We start from the raw sequence: 18,201 nt of genomic DNA on the forward strand, positions 1-18,201 counted from the left end.
GTGGCCCAGGGGGCGGCGGGGGAGCGGTGAGGAGTAGACGACGCTGGTGGTGACCGAGCCCAGCGCGCCGATCTTCCCCGACACCTCCTCCAGGTGGCGCATCGAACGGGCCGCGACCTTGATCATGAAGCAGTCGTCGCCCGTGATGTGATGCGCCTCCAGGATCTCCGGCGTCACCGCGACCAGGTCGTGGAAGGGCTTGTAGTTGCCGTTCGGATAGCGCAGCCGCACGAACGCCAGGATCGGCAGGCCGAGGCGCTCCGGATCCACGACCGCCGCGTATCCCTGGATCACCCCCGCCTCCTCCAGCCGCCGCACCCGCTCGGTCACCGCGCTCGCGGACATGGAGACGGCCCGGGCCAGCTCGGCGAAGCTGGCGCGCCCCTCCCGCTGGAGGACGTCGAGGATGCGCCAGTCGGTGGCGTCAGGGGTGTAAGTGGAATGCGCGGTCATACCCGAGAAATAGCAGGGGAATCCCCGGCCGATCAAGGGGTACGGCGGGGATCGTCCCTTCAGTGGACCGGTCGGCGACCGTAGATTTCTCGACGTAGAGATCTGGAGATGTAGAGACGTAGACGCACCTCGGTGAAAGGCCGGATCATGAGCAGCAGTACCGTCGTCAACCCTGTTCTGCGGGTAGCCCCCGCCGCTCCCTCCGCGGCGGCCGCCCACTTCCGCGCGAGCCTCGCCTTCCACGCCGACGTCTCCGACGTGGCCGCCGCGCTCGCGGCCGGCGGCGATCCCGGTTTCGTCGTCCTCGACTCACGCTCCACCGAGTCGTGGGATCAGGGTCACGTCCCTGGAGCGGTCCACCTCCCCACGGCGCTCATCCCGGCGCAGGCGGAAGAACTCCTCGACAAGTCCGTGCCGGTCGTGACGTATTGCTGGGGTCCGGGCTGCAACGGCGCCACCCGGGCCGCCCTCGCACTCGCCGAACTCGGGTACCAGGTCAAGGAGATGCTCGGTGGCTTCGAGTACTGGGTGCGTGAAGGCTTCGAGTTCGAGACGTGGGAGGGGAGTGAAAGGCGTGCGGTCGATTCGTTGACGGCGCCGGTGGGAGCGGGTGACTGCGGTTGCTGATTCCTGGCTGGTGTTTCTTCAACTCGGCGCCCAGGAGGGCGAGTTCGTACATCGTCCGTCGACGCGCCGGGTCTCTTGAACCCTCAACATGTGGGATCGCTGTGCGTGTAGGTTCTGCCCATGGCGCGATACGCGGAGCCGGGAACGGCGGTGCAGTGGGTGGAGTCGGGCGGCGGACCGCTCATAGCGGTGCCGACGACGGTGTTGCCGTTCTGGACGGGAGCCGACGGCGACGAACTGGCCTCGGACTACGACCGGGCCTGCGAGGTCGGTGGATACGCCGGCCTGCTGCCCGTGGGGGACAGCGCGGCACTGGTCCTCGGGGACGACCCCGCGTCGACCTCCTTCCTCCCGGAACACGGCACGTTCGTACGGTGGTGCGCCGCGAACTCCGAGGACGAGGTCCTCTCCGTCATCCCCGCCGCGCTCGCCGGCGCGACCTGGGAGAACGAGGTGCACTGGGACGTACCCGGCCCTGTCGTCCTGTTCGACTCGGCGTGGCCGGGGCGGGAGTCGGAGGGCACGGAACATCTGAAGGTCGACCTGGAGCCAGGGCGTTACGCCGTGCGGGCGGGGCAGGCGCAGCCGGGACCGGAGACGTGGCTGGGGCTTGTTCAGCTGCGGAGGCTTTCCGGCTGACGGGTGGGGGGCGGCACGGGTGTTGAGACAGGGGGCGGCCGGGCCCCGAACTCCCGAACCCGGCCGCCGACATGTCGCATGTGCGTCACCGCACCCCGCGTCAGAGCTGTGACAGCTCGTCCACCAGGTCGTCCAGGCCCAGCGAACCCTGGGACAGCGCGGCCATGTGCCAGGCCTTCAGGTCGAAGGCGTCGCCGTGCCGCTCGCGGGCGTTCTCGCGGCCCAACAGCCAGGCCCGCTGGCCGAGTTTGTAGCCGATGGCTTGGCCGGGGATCGTGAGGTAGCGGGTCAGTTCGCTCTCCACGAAGTCCGCCGGGCGGCTGCTGTGCGCGCCGAAGAACTCCTGGGCCAGCTCAGGCGTCCACCGCTCACCGGGGTGGAACGGCGAGTCCGCCGGGATCTCCATCTCCAGATGCATGCCGATGTCGACGATGACCCGGGTGGCCCGCATCATCTGCGCGTCGAGGTAGCCGAGCCGCTGCTCCGCGTCCTCCAAGTAGCCCAGCTCGTCCATCAGTTGCTCCGCGTACAGCGCCCAGCCCTCGGCGTTGGCGCTGACCTCGCCGACGGTGGCCTGGTAGCGGGAGAGGTTCCCGGCGACGTGCGCCCACTGCGCGAGCTGGAGGTGATGACCGGGGACGCCCTCGTGATACCAGGTCGAGACGAGGTCGTAGACCGGGAAGCGGGTCTGGCCCATCGTCGGCAACCAGGTCCGGCCCGGACGCGAGAAGTCCTCCGACGGCGGTGTGTAGTACGGCGCCGCCGCGCTGCCCGGAGGCGCGATGCACGACTCCACCTTCCGTACCCGCTCGGCGAGTTCGAAGTGCGTGCCGTCCAGTGCCTCGATCGCCTTGTCCATCAGGCCCTGCAGCCAGACGCGGACCTCGTCGACGCCCTCGATGTGCCGGCCGTGCTCGTCGAGGTGCGCGAGCGCCACCCACGGCGTCTCCGCGCCGGGCAGGATCTTCTCGGCCTCCTGCCTCATCTCGGCGAGCAGCCGGTGGTACTCGGACCAGCCGTACGCGTACGCCTCGTCGAGATCGAGGTCCGTACCGTTGAAGTAGCGCGCAAGACGTGCGTACCGCTCCCGGCCCACTGTGTTCGGCGCGCCTTCGACCGCCGGCGCGTACACGTCGCGCATCCAGTCCCGCAGCTCCACCACGGCCGCGGTCGCCGCACGCGCGGCCTCGTCCAGCTCGGCGCGCAGGGAGTCGGGCCCCGCCGAGGCGAAGTCCTCGAACCAGCCGAGCCCCTGGCCGTCCGTGTCCGACCACTCGGTGAGCTGGCCGATGAAGGTGCCGGTCGGGCGCGGACCCGCGAACAGCTTGCGGTCCAGGCCCAGTTGGAGGGACTCGCGGTAACCCACCAGGGCGGTCGGCACCGCGCGCAGCCGCTCGGTGATCGCCACCCAGTCCTCGTCGGTCTGGTCCGGCGTCACCGTGAACACCTCGCGCACCGAGTGTGCGGGCGTGGCCATGTTGCCGACCGCGCGCAGGCTCTCCTCGGCCTCGTGCACGGCGAGTTCGGCGTTGAGCCGCTCGCGCAGCAGGCGCGCGCAACGGCGCTCGCTGTCACTGTCCGCGTCGGGTCGGCGCTCTGCCTCGTCGAGCTTCGCGAGGGTCGCGCGCTGAAGCTCCGCGAGTCGTTCCCGACCTGCGGGGGAGAGATCGGGCAGCCTGCTCGAACTCTCCTTCACACCGAGATACGTACCGGTGACCGGGTCGAGGGTGATGAGGTCGTCGACGTAGGCATCGGCGACCTGCCGGGGCAGCGGAGTGTTGGTCTGCGACATGGGGACCATCCTCATACGCGGGAGTTGGACCCGTCACCCCGATTCAGCTGTGGGCGTGGCGAGCGGCAGCAAAGGCCCGCAGTCCCACTGCTGGAAGATCAACCGGGTCTCCACCCGGGCCACCTCGCGCTGTGACGTGAACTCGTCCAACACCAGCCGCTGGAGGTCCGCCATGTCCGCCACGGCCACATGGACGACATAGTCGTCGGGGCCGGTCAGATGGAACACGGTCCGCGACTCCGGCAAGGCCCGGATCCGCTCCACGAACGGCCCCACCAGCTCCCGCCGATGCGGCCGCACCTGCACCGACAGCAACGCCTCAAGACCACGCCCCAACTTGGCCGGATCGAGCCGCAGTTGATGCCCGAGGATCACCCCGGCCCGGCGCAGCCGCGCCACCCGGTCCAGACACGTCGACGGCGCGACCCCCACCTGCGCCGCGAGCTCGCGATACGTCGCCCGGGCGTCGTTCTGCAGCAGCCGCAGCAGATGGAGATCCACCGGATCCAGTACGACAGATTGGGTCATGGGCCGAACGTAACACGGTGTTCTCCGCTTGATGGCCGGTAGATGTTCACCCTTCCCTCCATGGACACCACGAGCCCGCACCACGCCCCGGCCCCGCGCGCACTGGCCACCGAAGCCGTGCACGCCGGCCGCGACGACCTCGCCCGGCAGGGCCTGCACGCCGCGCCCATCGACCTGTCGACCACCTACCCGTCGTACGACAGCCGCGGCGAGGCCGCCCGCGTCGACGCCTTCGCCGCCACCGGCGCCGAACCGGACGGCCCGCCCGTCTACGGCCGCGTCGGCAACCCGACCGTCGCCCGTTTCGAGACCGCCCTCGCCCGCCTCGAAGGCACCGGGAGCGCGGTGGCGTTCGCCAGCGGCATGGCGGCCCTGACCGCCGTCCTCCTGGCGCGGGCCGCGTCGGGGCTGCGGCACGTGGTGGCGGTACGACCCCTCTACGGCTGCAGTGACCACCTGCTCACCGCCGGGCTGCTGGGCTCCGAGGTCACCTGGACCGACCCGGCCGGCATCGCCGACGCGCTGCGCCCGGACACCGGCCTGGTCGTCGTCGAGTCCCCGGCCAACCCGACCCTGGCCGAACTCGACCTGCGCGCCGTCGCCCACTCCTGCGGCTCGGTCCCGCTCCTCGTGGACAACACCTTCGCCACCCCGGTCCTGCAACGCCCCGCCGAACACGGCGCGCGCATCGTCCTGCACAGCGCCACCAAGTACCTCGGCGGACACGGCGATGTGATGGCGGGCGTGGTGGCCTGCGACGAGGAGTTCGCCGGGACGCTGCGCCAGATCCGCTTCGCGACGGGCGGCGTACTGCACCCGTTGGCCGGCTATCTGCTGCTGCGCGGCCTCGCGACCCTCCCGATCCGGGTACGGGCCGCGTCCGCAACCGCCGCCGAACTCGCCCGCCGCCTCACCGCCGACCCGCGCGTGGCCCGCGTCCACTACCCGCGCATCGGCGGCGCGATGATCGCCTTCGAGGTCCACGGCGACCCCCACGAGGTCATCGGCGCCGTCCGCCTCATCACCCCGGCCGTAAGCCTCGGCAGCGTGGACACCCTGATCCAGCATCCGGCGTCGATCAGCCACCGGGTGGTGGGTGAGAAAGACCGCAAGGGTGCCGGGGTGGGCGACCGACTGCTGAGGCTGTCGGTGGGCCTGGAAGACATCGAGGACCTGTGGTCGGATCTGGACAGGGCGCTTGCGCCCGTCCCGAGGGGCGCGGGGCTGTGTTCATATGCGGCTCCGCCGCGGGGCGCGACCAGCCACAACGCGCCCGCGCCCGCCAACCGATCCGCAACCGCTACGGCGCTTCGGCCCTCCCGAACCCCTTGACCTCTGCAACCTCCACGGCCGCACTCAGCCGGGCGGTGACCACCAACGTCCCCTCCTCGATCTGATAGTCGAGCGGCAGCTCAAGCCCCCGCATCGCCGCGACCATCCCCGTGTTGGACGCCTGCGTCACCGCGTACACGCTCTCGCACCCCGCCTCGACAGCCATCCCCACCAGCCGCCCCAGCAACTCACTCCCGATACCCCGCCGCTGCCAGTCGTCCTCGACCAGCAGCGCGACCTCCGTCTCGTCCCCGTCCCACAACAGGTGCCCGAGCCCGACGATCCGCCCCGACGCCGTCTGCACGGCGAGCGTCCGCCCGAAGCGCGGAGAGAGCAGGTGGTCGAGATAGCGGTCGGCGTCACCGACCGGCCCGTGGTACCGCATACCGAGCGTCCGCGCCGAGCACCGCTCGTGCATCTCCCGTGCCGCGTCCAGATCGCCGGTGTCCGCGCGCCGCACGGTGATCGCGTTGCCCTCGGGCAGCGTCAGTACGTCCTGGCTGCGCGGAATGCGCGGACCGAGCCGGGCGTCCAGCTCGACCAGTGCCCGCGCCCGGGCGAACTCGGTGGGCGTGAACGGCAGATACGGCCGCTCCACTGTGATCACTCCGCCTTCCGGCGCCCGCAGCCGCATGACCGTGTCCTCCAACGCCCCTTCTACCGGCACCGATTCCGGCTCGCGCCCCTTGCCGGCGACAACGTTGGCGGGCAGCGAACGGATGGTGCACCGGCCCAGCAACTGCCTTAGCGCCAGCGGCAGTTCCGCAGCGTCCAGGGCCGTGCGCGTAGCCAGGCCCAGGACGCGGGTCGGCGCGTCCACCAGGTCGTGGGCGTCGGCGCGCTCGATCCAGGTGCCCGAACCGCCGGCCGACGACACCGCCCGGGTGATCTCGGACGCCGCGACCTCGGCCGGAGCCCGCAGCAGGAACTCGTCCACCGTGCCCTCGGCCAGCGGATGCGTCTGCAGGCTCAGGATGTCGACCCGCTGGCCGGCCAGCGCCGTGCACAGCACCGCCAGCGACCCCGGCGCGTCCTTCACCGTCGTCCGCATCCGCCACAGCGCGGCCGCCTCGGCGACAGGGTCGGCCGGCGCGGAGGACTGTGCGGACTCGGACGCAGAGGTGGACGCGGACTCGGGCTCTGCCCCGGTGAGTCCGGTCCGCTCGGTCGGCCCGGCCTGCCGCAGTTCCGCAGTCGGCCGGGCGCCGGTATAGCCCGTCGGCGGCGCATGACCGTGGCGGCGTGACCACCACGTGTGGAACCCCGCCGTGGCGATCAGGGCCAGCGCGGAGATCGCCAGCAGCACCGGACCGTCGGGCCCGTGCCCCACCAGATCCGCCACGACGTCCGCCACCGCGACCGCCGTGAACAGCGCGGCCAGCTCCACCAGGTCCCGCCGCCAGTGGTGCACCGGACGCCCGTGCTTCGCGCGCGTCACGTCAAACATGTCTCGACTCATGCATCCACTGTGAAGGAAGGGTGTTGCGTGATCACGAACGCTCTGTGACCTACCGGTAAAAGCGTGGTTCTGTACCTTTTGCCGTTCTTTTGGCGAGTGCGGAGCACCGGAGGTCAGCCCTGTCGCCCTACATCATGCGGCCACCTCCTCCACCAGCGCACTGCGCAGCCGACGTGCCTGCGTGACCAGCCGGGACGAGCCGCCCCGGGCCGCCGTCTGCGCCAGATGCGGCAGTTCACCCCGCGCCCCCGACCGCTCCGCGCACTCGGCGGCCACGGCCAGGAGGTCCCCGAGCCCCCGCGTGTGGGCGGGCTTGGCATCACCGTCGAGGTCGGCGAGCAGCGCGGCCAGGGCGTGCCGGAGGATCCCCCAGATGGTCGCGTTCGCCCCGGTCGCCGCCCCTGTCCGCACCGACTCGGCGAGCCGCGACGGCTTCACGGCCCCGCTCCGCACCAGCTCCCCGAGATCCGCTCCCAGCCGGGCCCCGTCCAACTGCCCCCGCGCCGCGAGCACCAGCAGCGCGTCTACGGCGGCGAGCCGATCCTGGGGATGCCGCGCACCGAGCCCGTACGCCAGACACAGGTGCGTGGCCTGACCCGCAACCCCCTCGGACTCGGCCAGCAGCGGGAGTACGGCGGCTGCGCCCCGGGTGTCGTCCAGCGCGGCGGCGGACACGTCCCGCACCAGCCGAGCCGCCACCAGTTCACGACGCTCGGGGAGTATCGCGAGCCAGTGCCGCTGCATGTCCTGGTTCCAGTGGTAGCAGTACCAACGGTCGCCGTAGGCGGTCACCGGCTTGCCCAGTGCGCGGAACTCCGCCGGGAAGTCCTCCTGAAGATCGAGGAGTTCACCCAACTCCACCACGACGCGCGCCCCGGACGTCCGCCGCCTGCTCAGCGGCAGGGCGGGGCCATCGGACATCAACCAGTGCGCGAGCCGGGTGCCCTCCGCCGTGCCGAGGGACTCCGCCCGCTCGGCGGCTGCGGATGCCGCCGCCCGGTCCTCGCGGCGCACCCGCAGCAGCGCCTGCGCGAAGTCCGCATCCGAGACCCGCGCGCCCAGGCGCCGGTATGCGTCCAGCCGGTCCACCAGCTCGTCCGGCTCCAGCAGCCCCGTGCTCCAACTCGGCGTCGACAGCAGGAACGGCAGCGGCTCCGCGCGGAGCCGGTACGCCACCTCCCACACCCGGGCGTCGAAGGCCCCGGACAGCGCGCTGTGCCCGCACTCCCGGCCCCGATGACCGCGCCGCATCCCCTCGTGCAGTGTGACGGTGCGCACCTTGTCCAGGAGGGTGGCCAGCAGGAGGTCGAACCCGTACGACCCGCTGCCGAAGCTGTGGTGCGACCTGCTGAAGTGGTCGTCCGGACGCTGGACGTGCCCGGGGCCGTCACCGGCCCACCAGCGGCGCGCGACCACCGGCCCCAACGCCTCCAGCAGGGCGTCCCGGTCCTGGTACGCATGGCGGACGAGCCCGTCCAGTGCGCGCTCGAACGCCGCCACGTCCCCCTCGGTCGCCAGCAACGCCCCCAGTTCCTCGGCGAGTTCGACCGCGGATTCGGGTGCCGGTGCGAGGCGCGCCGGCTCCGGGGCGGGCGGGAGCATCTCCTCATACACCATCGACGACGCCGTCACCGGCGCAGCGCCCAGCGTCTCGACCGCGCGTGCGCGCAGGACGGGGGTCAACTGGTCGGCGGATGTGGCGAGATCGGCCCGTACTTCGAGGGAGGCGACCTTTTTGAGGTGCCGCTCGACCAGCTTCAGTGCCCGCTCCTGTACGTCCGCGTCCTCGTGCCCGAAGGCCTGCGCCAGTGCGGGCAGCACTTCGTCGGTGGTCGACGCGTCCCGCGCCAACACCTTCCCCAGCAGCACGAGTTGGGCCCGGACGAGCTTCTTCTCGGACCGGAACAGCACGGCGTTCGACATCTCCGCCAGCCGGCGCGGCGCCAACTCCCCGTCCAGCGCCAGGGAACCGAGCACCGACTGGGCATGCGAAGCCACTGTGGGTACCGCGTCCGACGTCAGCGCCAGCCAGTCGGCGATCCGCTCCCGCTCCTCGTCGCGGGTCAGGGCGAGGGCCTTCAACACGCGCAGGAACACCCGGTTGTCGAGGGTCGTACCGCCTCGCAGCAGCCGGGCCGCACACGCGTCCACCGTGCGCTTCCGGTCCAGGACGCCTTCGGTGGTGAGCTGGGCGAGCGCGTCGCCCCAGCTGTTCGGTCCCTCGGCCGAGGTCCATTCCAGCGGGCTGCCGATGTCCTCCGTCTCGAAGACCGCGTCCACCAGCTCCGCGAGATGCGGATCCTTGCGCAGCCGGTCGAGCAGGGTGTTCCCGAGCTGCCGCAAGTTGCCGATGTGCTCCACCCAGCCCCGCACATAGGCGTCCGTCGTCGGCACCGGACAGCCGGAGAGCCGTACCAGACCGGCCATCAGCTCGTACGGCACGTCGGCGGAGGCCGGGCGTCCGGCGAGGCGGTGCGTCACGTCGGCGAGCCAGGCGGTGTCGCGGTCGCCCAGGATGTGGATCAGCAGCGCCGGCGACGACTGCGACCAGCGCATGTCGGTGGCGGCGATCCAGGTCGCCGCGGCCGCCGCCCCGGTCTCGCAGGCGGCTCCGGCAGCGTGCAGAGCCGGATAGGCACGGCGGGCCGGCTCCTCCCAGGGCGCCTTGCGCAGCTCCTTGCGGAGTTCCTTCAACTCCGGGAGAAACGCCCGCCGTTCGGCGTCCGTCAACCCGTCGAGCAGCGCCACCGCCTCGGCCGTCCGGCCCGCCCGCACCGCTTCCATCAGCGAACTCATCGCACACCCCCGTCGACCCGCACCATGTTCTGATCCGCGTTCCGGTCCGTATCCCGGACCGTGTCCCGCTCCGTCGCGGCGCCCCGCCGCACCATCCGCACCGCCAGCGCGTGCTTGCACGGCCCACGCCCGCCCCGGTACTTCGCCCACCACACACAGCTGCAACTCAGCACCCCCGCCTCGTCCCGCACCCGGTGCACATGACCGTCCTCGGCGGTCACCGTCCCGAGCGCGCCCTCCAAGGTCACCGCCCCCGCGACCACCAGTGCGCGGGCCGAACGCAGCCGGGGATTGTGACGCTCCACGGGCTGCGCGTCGTACGGCAGTTCACGGTGGAAGTAGGCCGCCTCCGCCGTGTCGTAGCCGACGCGCCCCGAGGTGCCCAGCCGGGTCAGCGCGGCGCGGACCCGCTCGGGGGTGAGTCCCGAGGAGGCGGCCATGTCGGCGACGTCGATGCGGGGCTCCCAGGCCAGCAGCACGGAGATCAACTCCGCGTCCTCGCCCGCCTCGTCGGCGGCCAGCGCGTCCAGGACCCCGCCCTCGCCGGAGAATCCGCGTGACGCGTCCGGCGACAGGGTGAGGGTGAGCCGCATGCCCGGCAGGACGGCCTCCCACGCACCGGCCGTCGCCGAGGCGCCGACGACGGAGGGGCCGTAGATCCGCAGGGCCGTCGCGTGGCGCAGGACCCGCTGGAGTGCGATCAGGCGCTCCGGGCCCGGGAGGCAGACCGCGCCCGGTACGGGGCGGGTGGTGGGGCGGAGGCCGCGTCCCGAGGGCACGACCCAGCGCGGGCCGCTCGTGGTGCCGCGCGCGCCGCTCTTCGGGAGCGAGCGCAGGAACCGGACCGCCTCCGCCGCGGGCAGCTCGGCCCGCAGGTCGAAGCCGGCCGCTATGACCTGGGCCTCCGCGAAGCCGCGCAGCCAGCGGTCCGGGAGCGGTACCTTCTTCTCCACGACCGGGCCGTCGAGCGTGGTCACGGCCAACTCCTCGGGGCCGACCCGGAGATGGAGCGGATCGTCCGTGCCGATCCGGGACAGGGCTTCGCGCAGCGGGTTGTTGACGTCGACGTTCGTCGTGCCGTGTCCCACCTCGTCGCCGTCGAGTCCGGGGGCGAGGACGTCCAGCCGCGCGTACACCCCGCCGCAGCCGGAGAAGGACTCGAAGCGCAGCCGGTCGCCGCCCGCCGTCACCACCGGGTCGAGGGAGGCGGCCAGTTGGCGCTGGTAGTAGCGCGTGGCAGCCACGTCCGCCACCGCCAGCAGCGCTGCCGAGGCCACCTGAGGCGAGGTCAGGAAGCCCGCGAAGAAGCGCGGATGGTCGGTGACACCCGAAGGAGTCGCACCTCGTGAGGTCTCCAGCCCGAGGCGCCGTCCGTCCGCCGACGACTCCAGCACGGAGGGTCGGGGATAGGTCACGGCCTGCAAAGATCGCGTCATGGGAAAACCGTAGAGGCGACCACTGACAATCACTCTGACCTGCGAAAACGTCTATTCCGACGGGGAGTTGGCAGGCGTCGGCTCGCGCCGCGCACCGGGGGATGACGCCGGTGCGCGGCTCAGGTACGAGGGTAGTGGAGTTACTGGCCGACCCGTCCCGGCTGAAGGGTCTTGGTGAACAGCACGGTGCCGTCCTGCTCGCGCAGACGCACCGTCAACTCCCCGCTGTGGCCGTCGATGTCGACCTCGCCGAAGAACTGGTAGCCCTCGGCCGGCGACACGTTCTGCGCGGTCGGCGCCTTCACGAACACCCGCTCAGGACCGAAGGTGTTGTCGAGGGCGCTGGCCGGGAAGGCGCCCGCGTTGAGCGGACCGGAGACGAACTCCCAGAACGGCTCGAAGTCGGTGAACGCGGCCCGCGAGGGCTGGTAGTGCTGGGCGGAGGTGTGGTGCACGTCGGCCGTCAGCCACACGGTGCCGGTGATCCGCCGGTGCTTGATGTACCGCAGCAGCTCAGCGATCTGAAGCTCACGTCCGAGCGGCGCGCCCGGGTCGCCCTGCGCGACCGCCTCGATGTTCGGCTTGCCCTCGGTCGCGTCGGGCACGACCAGGCCGAGCGGCATGTCGGCGGCGATCACCTTCCACACGGCACGCGAGCGCGACAACTCCCGCTTGAGCCACTCCAGTTGCTCCCGGCCGAGGATGCCCTGCGGGTCCACGGTCTGTTTGTCGGGCGAGTTGGCGTTGCGGTAGGTCCGCATGTCCAGGACGAACACGTCGAGCAGCGGACCGTGCCGCATCACGCGCTGAACCCGGCCCTCCTCGGCGCCCGGCCGCAGCGTCGAGACCGGGAAGTACTCGCTGAACGCGCGGCGGGCACGCACCGCCAGGGCGTCGACGCTCTTCTCCGTGTAGCGGGTGTCGGTGGCGGCGATCACCTCGCCCGGGTACCAGTTGTTGCGGACCTCGTGGTCGTCCCACTGGATGATCGACGGGACCTGGGCGTTGAACCGCTTGAGGTTCTCGTCGAGCAGGTTGTAGCGGAAGTTGCCGCGGAACTCGGCCAGGGTCTCGGCGACCTTGGACTTCTCCTCCGTGGTGACGTTCCGGTAGAGGCTGCCGTCGGGCAGCGCCTGGGTCGCCGTGATCGGACCGTCGGCATAGATGTTGTCGCCGCTGCACACGAAGAAGTCCGGATCCAGCTTGGCCATCGCGTCGTAGATCCGGTAGCCGCCGAGGTCGGGGTTGATGCCCCAGCCCTGCCCCGCGAGGTCACCGGACCACAGGAAGCGCACGCCGCGCCGCCCGGTCGGCACCGTGCGGAACGTGCCGTCGACCGGCTCGCCCGTACGACGGGGGTCATCGGGGTCGGCGAGCAGGACCCGGTAGTGGATCTGCTGCCCCGAGGGCAGCCCACGCAGCCGGGTGGTGCCGGTGAAGTCCGTGTCCGCGCCGAGCAGCGGACCGTGCCACCGGCGCGGATCGCGGAACGACTCGGTGGCCGAGGTCTCCACGATCATCCGGGCCGGGCGGTCCGAACGCACCCACACCAGACCGGAGTCGGAGGTCACGTCTCCCGCCTGCACGCCCCAGCCCGCCTTGGGACGCCCGGACAGGGCGAAGGCCGGGGCGGCGCCGAGGGCGGCGGGCACGGTCAGGGCCGCCGACGCGGCCAGGGAGCCGCGCAGAACGCTACGGCGGCCGGGGAACGGACGATGTGACATGAGGTTGCGCCTCCACGGACGGGATGCGGTCAGGGTGCACTGCCACAACTACTGGTGCGCCACAGCGCACACGCAAACCAGGGGTGAACAACGGAACGCGGTGACATGGGGCCCGCGTGCGACACCAGAGGCTCTCTACGGGCGCACGGCGCCGGCCATCAGACCCACACCCGCACGGATCCGCCCGGGCGACAGATGCGCGTACCCCAGGACCAGCCGTACGACCGCGTCGTCCACGCGCGCGTGGACGTAGGCGCTGAGCGGGCGCACCGCGACACCGGCGGAGGCCACGCGTTCCAGGAAGTCCTCCTGAGGGCCGTATTTCTCCGGCAGTTCGGCGATGACGTGCAGTCCCGCCGCGATGCCGGTCACCTGCGCTCCGGGGAAGTGCTCCTCCAGGGCGCCGACCAGGGCGTCGCGGCGCTGCCGGTAGGCGCGCTGGCAGCGCCGCAACTGGCGGTCGTAGTCGCCGCGTTCAAGGAAGCGGGCGAACAGTGCCTGGTCGAGCGTCGGGTGGCCGAGGTCCATGGTGCGCTTGCGTTCGACGACCTCGTCGGCCAGTGACCCGGGCACCAGCAGCCAGCCGAGCCGCAGCCCCGGGGCGAGGGACTTGCTGACCGAGCCCGCGTAGGCCACATGTTCCGGGTCGAGTCCTTGGAGTGCGCCTACGGGGGCCCGGTCGTAGCGGAAGTCGCCGTCGTAGTCGTCCTCGAAGACAAGACCGTCCACCGACCGCGCCCAGTCGAGGAGTTGGGCGCGCCGCCGCGCGGAGTAGGCGATGCCCGTGGGGAACTGATGGGCGGGTGTGGTCACTACGGCCCGTACGCCCGACGCCCGCAGCGGCCCGACCGCGAGACCCTCCTCGTCCAGGGGCAGCGGTACGGTGCCGACGCCCGCCGCGGCGTACAGGGCGTCGTGCTGGGGGCTGCCCGGGTCCTCGACGCCCACGGTGCGTGTCCCGCGCGCGTGGAGCACGAATCCGAGCAGCGCCGTCGCCTGCGCCACTCCGGAGACCACGACGAGCCGCTCCGGGTCGGCGACCACACCCCGGCGGCGCTCCAGGAGTTCCGCCAGCGCCGTACGCAACCGGGGCAGCCCGCGCGGATCGGGATAGCCGAGCATCTCGTGCGGCGACTCCGCGAGCACACCACGGTGCGCCGATGCCCAGGCGGCACGCGGGAACAGCGACAGGTCCGGCGTGCCGGGCACGAAGTCGGCGTGGGCGCCGGGGGAGCGCGGCGCGAGGTCACGCGCGCGTGGCCGCGCCGCCCGTACGGCACCGCCCACCCAGGTGCCCGCACCCCGGCCGCTGCGCAGGTAGCCCTCCGCCGTCAACTGCTCGTACGCCTCTGTGACTAGGCCTCGCGACACCCCGAGGTCGGCCGCCAGGTCCCGGCTCGACGGCAGCCGGGTGTCCGGCGCCAGCCGCCCCGAACGCACCGCCTCACGCAGCGCCGCCTGAAGGGAGCGGCCACGCGCGCGTGCCGGTGCCGAGACGGCGGGCAGCAGCAACTCCCAGGCGGCGGAACCCGTCAGACTCTCCGGACCGGTCGGCCCCTCCGGATTGGTCCGCGATGACGTCATGGAAGTGGACCTTAAACCGGACCGCCGCTCTCCCTAGCGTCGCTGCCATGAACGCCACCACCGCCCGCGGCACCCCGCTCGCCGCCTTCGCCTGCGTCCTCGTAGGCGCGTCCTTCACCGCCAACAGCGTCCTGGGCCACTACCCGTACGCGGGCGGCCAGTTCCTGCGCTACGGCCTCGCCTGCCTGCTCCTCGTCCCGTTCACCGGCAAGGACGCGAGGGCCCGGCTGCGGGCGCTCACCCCACGCCTATGGGCCCGTCTCGCACTGCTCGCGGCCGTCGGCATGGTCGGCTTCAACCTGGCCGTCATCGCCGCTGAACGCAGCGCCGAACCGGCCGTCCCGGGCGTCTTCGTGGGCTGCGCTCCGGTAGCCGTCGCGGTCCTCGTCCCCCTCCTGGAGGGCCGCCGTCCGCGCCGGATCGTGCTCTACGGGGCGTCGCTCGTCGCCGTCGGCGCGTTCACGGTCCAGGGGTGGGGCCGTACGGACGGCGCCGGAATCGCCTTCTCCGGGTGCGCACTTGCGGGCGAGGTGGGCTTCGCGGTGCTCGCGGTTCCCGTAGTGCGCCCCCTGGGACCGCGGTTGCTGTCGGCCACCGTGTGCGGGCTCGCCGCGGTCGAGGCGGCGACGGCCGGGCTCGTCCTCGACGGGACCGCCTGGCTGCGGCGCCCCGACGGCACCGAGGCCGCCGCGCTGCTGTGGCAGGCGGCGGTCGTCACGGTCGTCGGCTTCGTGTGCTGGTACATGGGCATGCAGCGGATCGGCGCGGAGCGCGCCACGCTCTTCTCCGGCCTCATCCCGGTCGCCGCCGCCGCTACCGCGCCGCTCGTCGGAACGGGCTCCTACGGGGCCGCGCAGGCCGTCGGCAGCGCCCTCGTCGGCGCCGGAGTCGCCCTGGGATCGGGCGCGTTGGGGCTGTTCCCGCGCCGGTCAGCGGCTGCCGTCGAGGATGACGCGCGCGACCAGGGCCGGGTCGTCGTTCATCGGGCAGTGCCCGCAGCCGGGCAGCCGCACCAGCCGGGAACGGGGGATCATCTGCTTGGCGCGGACGCCCTGCCGGCGCAGCAGCAGCCGGTCCTGCGTACCCCAGGCCACCGTGACCGGGATGCCGGGGATGTCGTCGGTGAACCGGACGCTCGTACCGGTCCGGAGCGTGTCGTCGAACCCGGGGGCGTTGACCAGCGCGAGCGTCTCGGCGACCACGGCCTCGGGTGAACGGCGGCCCGGGCGGGCGTAGATGGTGCTGGTGAGCGCGGTGCGGCCGGCCGTCGTGCGGGCCAGCTTCTCGACCAGCGGGAGTGGCATGCTGCGGGCGATCCGCCGCATGGTGAGGAGCACACCGAAGGCGTAGCGCCGCTCTGCCTGGGACCAGAACCCGGCGGGGGAGAGGGCGGTGACGGACCGTACGACCTTCTCGCGGCCCAGCTCCAGGGCCATCAGGCCGCCGAGCGAGTTGCCCGCCACATGCGGGCGTTCGAGCCCCAGCGCCTCGCAGAAGGACCTGAACACGGCGGCCGTCGTGGGCAGGTCGTACGCCAGCCCCTCCGGGAGCGCCGGCGAGGCGCCGAACCCGGGCAGGTCCACGGCGATCACATCGCGCTCGGTCGCGAGGATGTCCACCACCGGGTCCCAGGCCTGCCGGTGGTGACCTATGCCGTGCAGCAGGAGCAGCGGTTCGCCGCTGCCCACGCGCGCGTAGGACACGGTCACGGTCTTCGGGCCCCGCGGGGTGGGGACCGGGAGGGAGACGGTGGCGGACATGGGGGTGCTCCTCGTCTGGGACGCGCTGACAGACGCCGTACAGGCCGTGTAGACAGCTTGTCAGCAACTGCTACCGACCGGTAGCCCCAGGTGCCGGGGACCTTGAGACCCGCGGTTTTCTGCTGGACAGGGCCGCGCCCAACGCATGGGATGGAGTGGTGACCACCGACACCTCGACCGATGTCTTCGAAGAGCACCGCCCCGTCCTCATGGGAGTCGCCTACCGCATGCTCGGGCGGGTGGCCGACGCCGAGGACGTGGTCCAGGACGCCTGGCTGCGCTGGTCCGCCGCCGACCGCGCCGAGGTCCGCGAACCGCGCGCCTACCTGGTACGCGTCACCACCCGCCTCGCCATCGACCGACTCCGCCAGGTCAAGGCGCGCGGCGAGGCCTACGTGGGCCCGTGGCTGCCGGAGCCGTATGTCACCGACTTCGGGGACACCGTCCCCGACACGGCGGAGCGTGCCGTGCTCGCCGACTCCGTCTCCTTCGCCGTACTCGTCGTCCTGGAGACGCTCTCCCCGCTGGAGCGCGCCGTGTTCGTCCTCAGGGAGGCGTTCGGCTACCCGTATGCCGACATCGCGGCCATGCTGGACCGCGGCGAGCCGGCCGTGCGCCAACTCGCCGGACGGGCCCGCAGGCACGTCGACGAACGGCGCCCGCGCTACGAGGTCGACCCGGCCCAACGCCGCGATCTCACCGAGCGGTTCCTCGCCGCGGCGGCCGAGGGAGACCTGGCGGGCCTCATGAAGATGCTCGCCCCGGACGTCCGTCTGATCGGTGACAGCGGCGGCAAGTCCAAGGCGCCGCTGCGGATCCTGGAGACTGCCGACAATGTGGGCCGCTTCCTGGTCGCCGTCGCCGGGAAGGGGATCCCGGAGATGTCGTTCCGCTTCCTGGAGCTGAACGGCGGACCCGCGGTGCTGATCCTTTCGGGTGACACGCCCGACAGCGTCTTCCAGGTGGACGTATCCGCCGGACGCATCCGGTCCGTCTACATCGTCCGCAACCCCGACAAGCTTCGATCACTGGCTTCCGCTTAGCCGCGGCCCCGACAGAGCCCCCGTTTCGCGACGGGGGCTTTGCTGTTACGTCACGAAGAACACCCAGTACGAACGCCCTGTGAACGCTCTGCGGCAGACGCTCTGTGCATTGCGTATGACATGGAGGATTGGTCTTGACCAAGGGTGGGGGCCGTCCTATGGTCGCAGATAAGTGAAACAACCTTTAATAAACAAGGGCGCTAAAACGCCGCCGGAACACGGCGATTGCGGAGGACAGGGTGGGGACCACGCAGTTGGAATCGGTGCCGGAGCCGAAGTACTGGCATCTCAAGACAGTGCTGACTGAGGCACTGGACTCCGAGTTCTCCGTGGGCGAGATCCTGCCCAACGAGCGCGACCTGGCGGCCCGCTTCGGCGTCGCCCGGGCCACGCTCCGGCAGGCTCTGGAACAACTCGAACTGGAAGGCCGGCTGCAGCGCCGTCGCGGAGTCGGTACGACCGTCGCGCCGCCGCGCGTGGGTGTCGCCGTCGGCACCGAGCAGCACGCCTGGCCGGGCGCCGGGGAGGACGCCTGGCAATCCGTCGACTGTGTGCAGGCGGCTCCGCCGGCGGCCGTCGCCGACGTCCTGGAGACCGGTTCCGAGGAACTGGTCCACACCGTGCGGCGCTCCCGCGTGAGCCACGGCCAGCCGGTCGCCGCCGAACTGCTCTACATCCCGGAGTCGTCGGTTCCCGACCTCTCCGCCATAGACACTCCCTCAGCGACGGCACGCGCGCGTGCCGTACTGCGCGAGTTGCAGCGCCTCGAACTGGAGGGCCAGGACCGCGCCGTGGAACTCGGCTCGGCCCGCGCGGACGACGCCAAGGAACTGGACCGCCTCCCCGGAGCCCCGGTCCTCGTCGTCACCACCCGCTTCTTCGCCGAGGGCCGCACCGCCGCGGTCTCCGTCGCGACCTACCGCGCGGACACCTGCCGCCTGACCTTCGCCGACTCCGGAGGCGTGGAAATCCACCACGGCCCAGAACGCCAGGCCTCCTGACCGAGATCACGACTCACGCGTAGCGCC

At 71.8% G+C, this 18,201-nt stretch carries 14 protein-coding genes and 1 pseudogene; 6 read left to right on the forward strand and 9 right to left on the reverse strand.

What is annotated here, in order from left to right:
- On the reverse strand, nucleotides 1-453 hold a 453-nt coding region (locus AC31A1_RS07665; protein ID WP_365610262.1), incomplete at its 3' end, for an Lrp/AsnC family transcriptional regulator.
- A 147-nt stretch (nucleotides 454-600) separates the two neighbouring features.
- Here AC31A1_RS07665 and AC31A1_RS07670 point away from each other — a divergent pair.
- Together AC31A1_RS07670 and AC31A1_RS07675 are read left to right on the forward strand one after the other, a co-directional pair.
- Complete coding sequence (locus tag AC31A1_RS07670; RefSeq protein WP_489652498.1) at nucleotides 601-1,080, forward strand: rhodanese-like domain-containing protein; 480 nt, start codon at nucleotides 601-603, stop codon at nucleotides 1,078-1,080.
- A gap of 120 nt (nucleotides 1,081-1,200) precedes the next feature.
- The gene (locus tag AC31A1_RS07675; RefSeq protein WP_393753771.1) at nucleotides 1,201-1,719 is read left to right on the forward strand and encodes an immunity 21 family protein; all 519 of its coding nucleotides are present in this window, start codon (nucleotides 1,201-1,203) and stop codon (nucleotides 1,717-1,719) included.
- Nucleotides 1,720-1,819: 100 nt separating this feature from the next.
- On the opposite strand, the gene AC31A1_RS07680 is transcribed toward AC31A1_RS07675, so the two are convergent.
- Together AC31A1_RS07680 and AC31A1_RS07685 are read right to left on the reverse strand one after the other, a co-directional pair.
- Complete coding sequence (locus tag AC31A1_RS07680; RefSeq protein ID WP_489652499.1) at nucleotides 1,820-3,511, reverse strand: DUF885 domain-containing protein; 1,692 nt, start codon at nucleotides 3,509-3,511, stop codon at nucleotides 1,820-1,822.
- A 33-nt stretch (nucleotides 3,512-3,544) separates the two neighbouring features.
- Complete coding sequence (locus tag AC31A1_RS07685; protein ID WP_489652500.1) at nucleotides 3,545-4,039, reverse strand: Lrp/AsnC family transcriptional regulator; 495 nt, start codon at nucleotides 4,037-4,039, stop codon at nucleotides 3,545-3,547.
- 60 nt (nucleotides 4,040-4,099) lie between these two features.
- Between AC31A1_RS07685 and AC31A1_RS07690 the strand changes: the two genes are divergently transcribed.
- The gene (locus tag AC31A1_RS07690) at nucleotides 4,100-5,371 is read left to right on the forward strand and encodes a trans-sulfuration enzyme family protein (protein ID WP_489652501.1); all 1,272 of its coding nucleotides are present in this window, start codon (nucleotides 4,100-4,102) and stop codon (nucleotides 5,369-5,371) included.
- Here AC31A1_RS07690 and AC31A1_RS07695 read toward each other — a convergent pair.
- The 5 genes from AC31A1_RS07695 to pdxR all read right to left on the reverse strand — a co-directional run bounded on the left by AC31A1_RS07695 (nucleotide 5,340) and on the right by pdxR (nucleotide 14,370).
- Nucleotides 5,340-6,818 (reverse strand): GNAT family N-acetyltransferase, encoded by a 1,479-nt coding sequence (locus AC31A1_RS07695; RefSeq protein WP_489652502.1) that lies wholly within the window; start codon nucleotides 6,816-6,818, stop codon nucleotides 5,340-5,342. The two genes, AC31A1_RS07690 and AC31A1_RS07695, sit on opposite strands and share 32 nt — an antisense overlap.
- A gap of 144 nt (nucleotides 6,819-6,962) precedes the next feature.
- Entirely contained in the window at nucleotides 6,963-9,626 is a 2,664-nt protein-coding gene (locus tag AC31A1_RS07700; RefSeq protein ID WP_489652503.1) for a DUF7824 domain-containing protein, read from the reverse strand.
- Nucleotides 9,623-11,062, reverse strand: coding sequence for an SWIM zinc finger domain-containing protein (locus tag AC31A1_RS07705; RefSeq protein ID WP_489652504.1), 1,440 nt, complete (start codon nucleotides 11,060-11,062; stop codon nucleotides 9,623-9,625). The genes AC31A1_RS07700 and AC31A1_RS07705 overlap by 4 nt, the downstream gene beginning before the upstream one ends.
- Before the next feature lie 140 nt (nucleotides 11,063-11,202).
- Entirely contained in the window at nucleotides 11,203-12,786 is a 1,584-nt protein-coding gene (locus tag AC31A1_RS07710) for an alkaline phosphatase D family protein (RefSeq protein ID WP_489652505.1), read from the reverse strand.
- A 135-nt stretch (nucleotides 12,787-12,921) separates the two neighbouring features.
- Nucleotides 12,922-14,370, reverse strand: coding sequence for a MocR-like pyridoxine biosynthesis transcription factor PdxR (gene pdxR, locus AC31A1_RS07715; protein WP_489652506.1), 1,449 nt, complete (start codon nucleotides 14,368-14,370; stop codon nucleotides 12,922-12,924).
- Between the two features lie 47 nt (nucleotides 14,371-14,417).
- Between pdxR and AC31A1_RS07720 the strand changes: the two are divergent.
- Nucleotides 14,418-15,254, forward strand: a pseudogene (locus AC31A1_RS07720) (DMT family transporter); the annotation flags it as partial.
- A gap of 45 nt (nucleotides 15,255-15,299) precedes the next feature.
- Here the strand turns inward: AC31A1_RS07720 and AC31A1_RS07725 are convergent.
- On the reverse strand, nucleotides 15,300-16,130 hold the full coding sequence (locus AC31A1_RS07725; protein ID WP_489652507.1) for an alpha/beta fold hydrolase: 831 nt from the start codon (nucleotides 16,128-16,130) through the stop codon (nucleotides 15,300-15,302).
- Nucleotides 16,131-16,288: 158 nt separating this feature from the next.
- Here AC31A1_RS07725 and AC31A1_RS07730 point away from each other — a divergent pair, with 158 nt between their 5' ends.
- Together AC31A1_RS07730 and AC31A1_RS07735 are read left to right on the forward strand one after the other, a co-directional pair.
- Nucleotides 16,289-17,173, forward strand: a complete 885-nt coding sequence (locus AC31A1_RS07730; protein WP_489652508.1) for an RNA polymerase sigma-70 factor — start codon at nucleotides 16,289-16,291, stop codon at nucleotides 17,171-17,173.
- Between the two features lie 239 nt (nucleotides 17,174-17,412).
- The gene (locus tag AC31A1_RS07735) at nucleotides 17,413-18,174 is read left to right on the forward strand and encodes a GntR family transcriptional regulator (RefSeq protein WP_489652509.1); all 762 of its coding nucleotides are present in this window, start codon (nucleotides 17,413-17,415) and stop codon (nucleotides 18,172-18,174) included.
- Nucleotides 18,175-18,201 lie beyond the last annotated feature (27 nt).

The sequence above is a fragment of the Streptomyces sp. P5F9 genome (assembly GCF_057961495.1).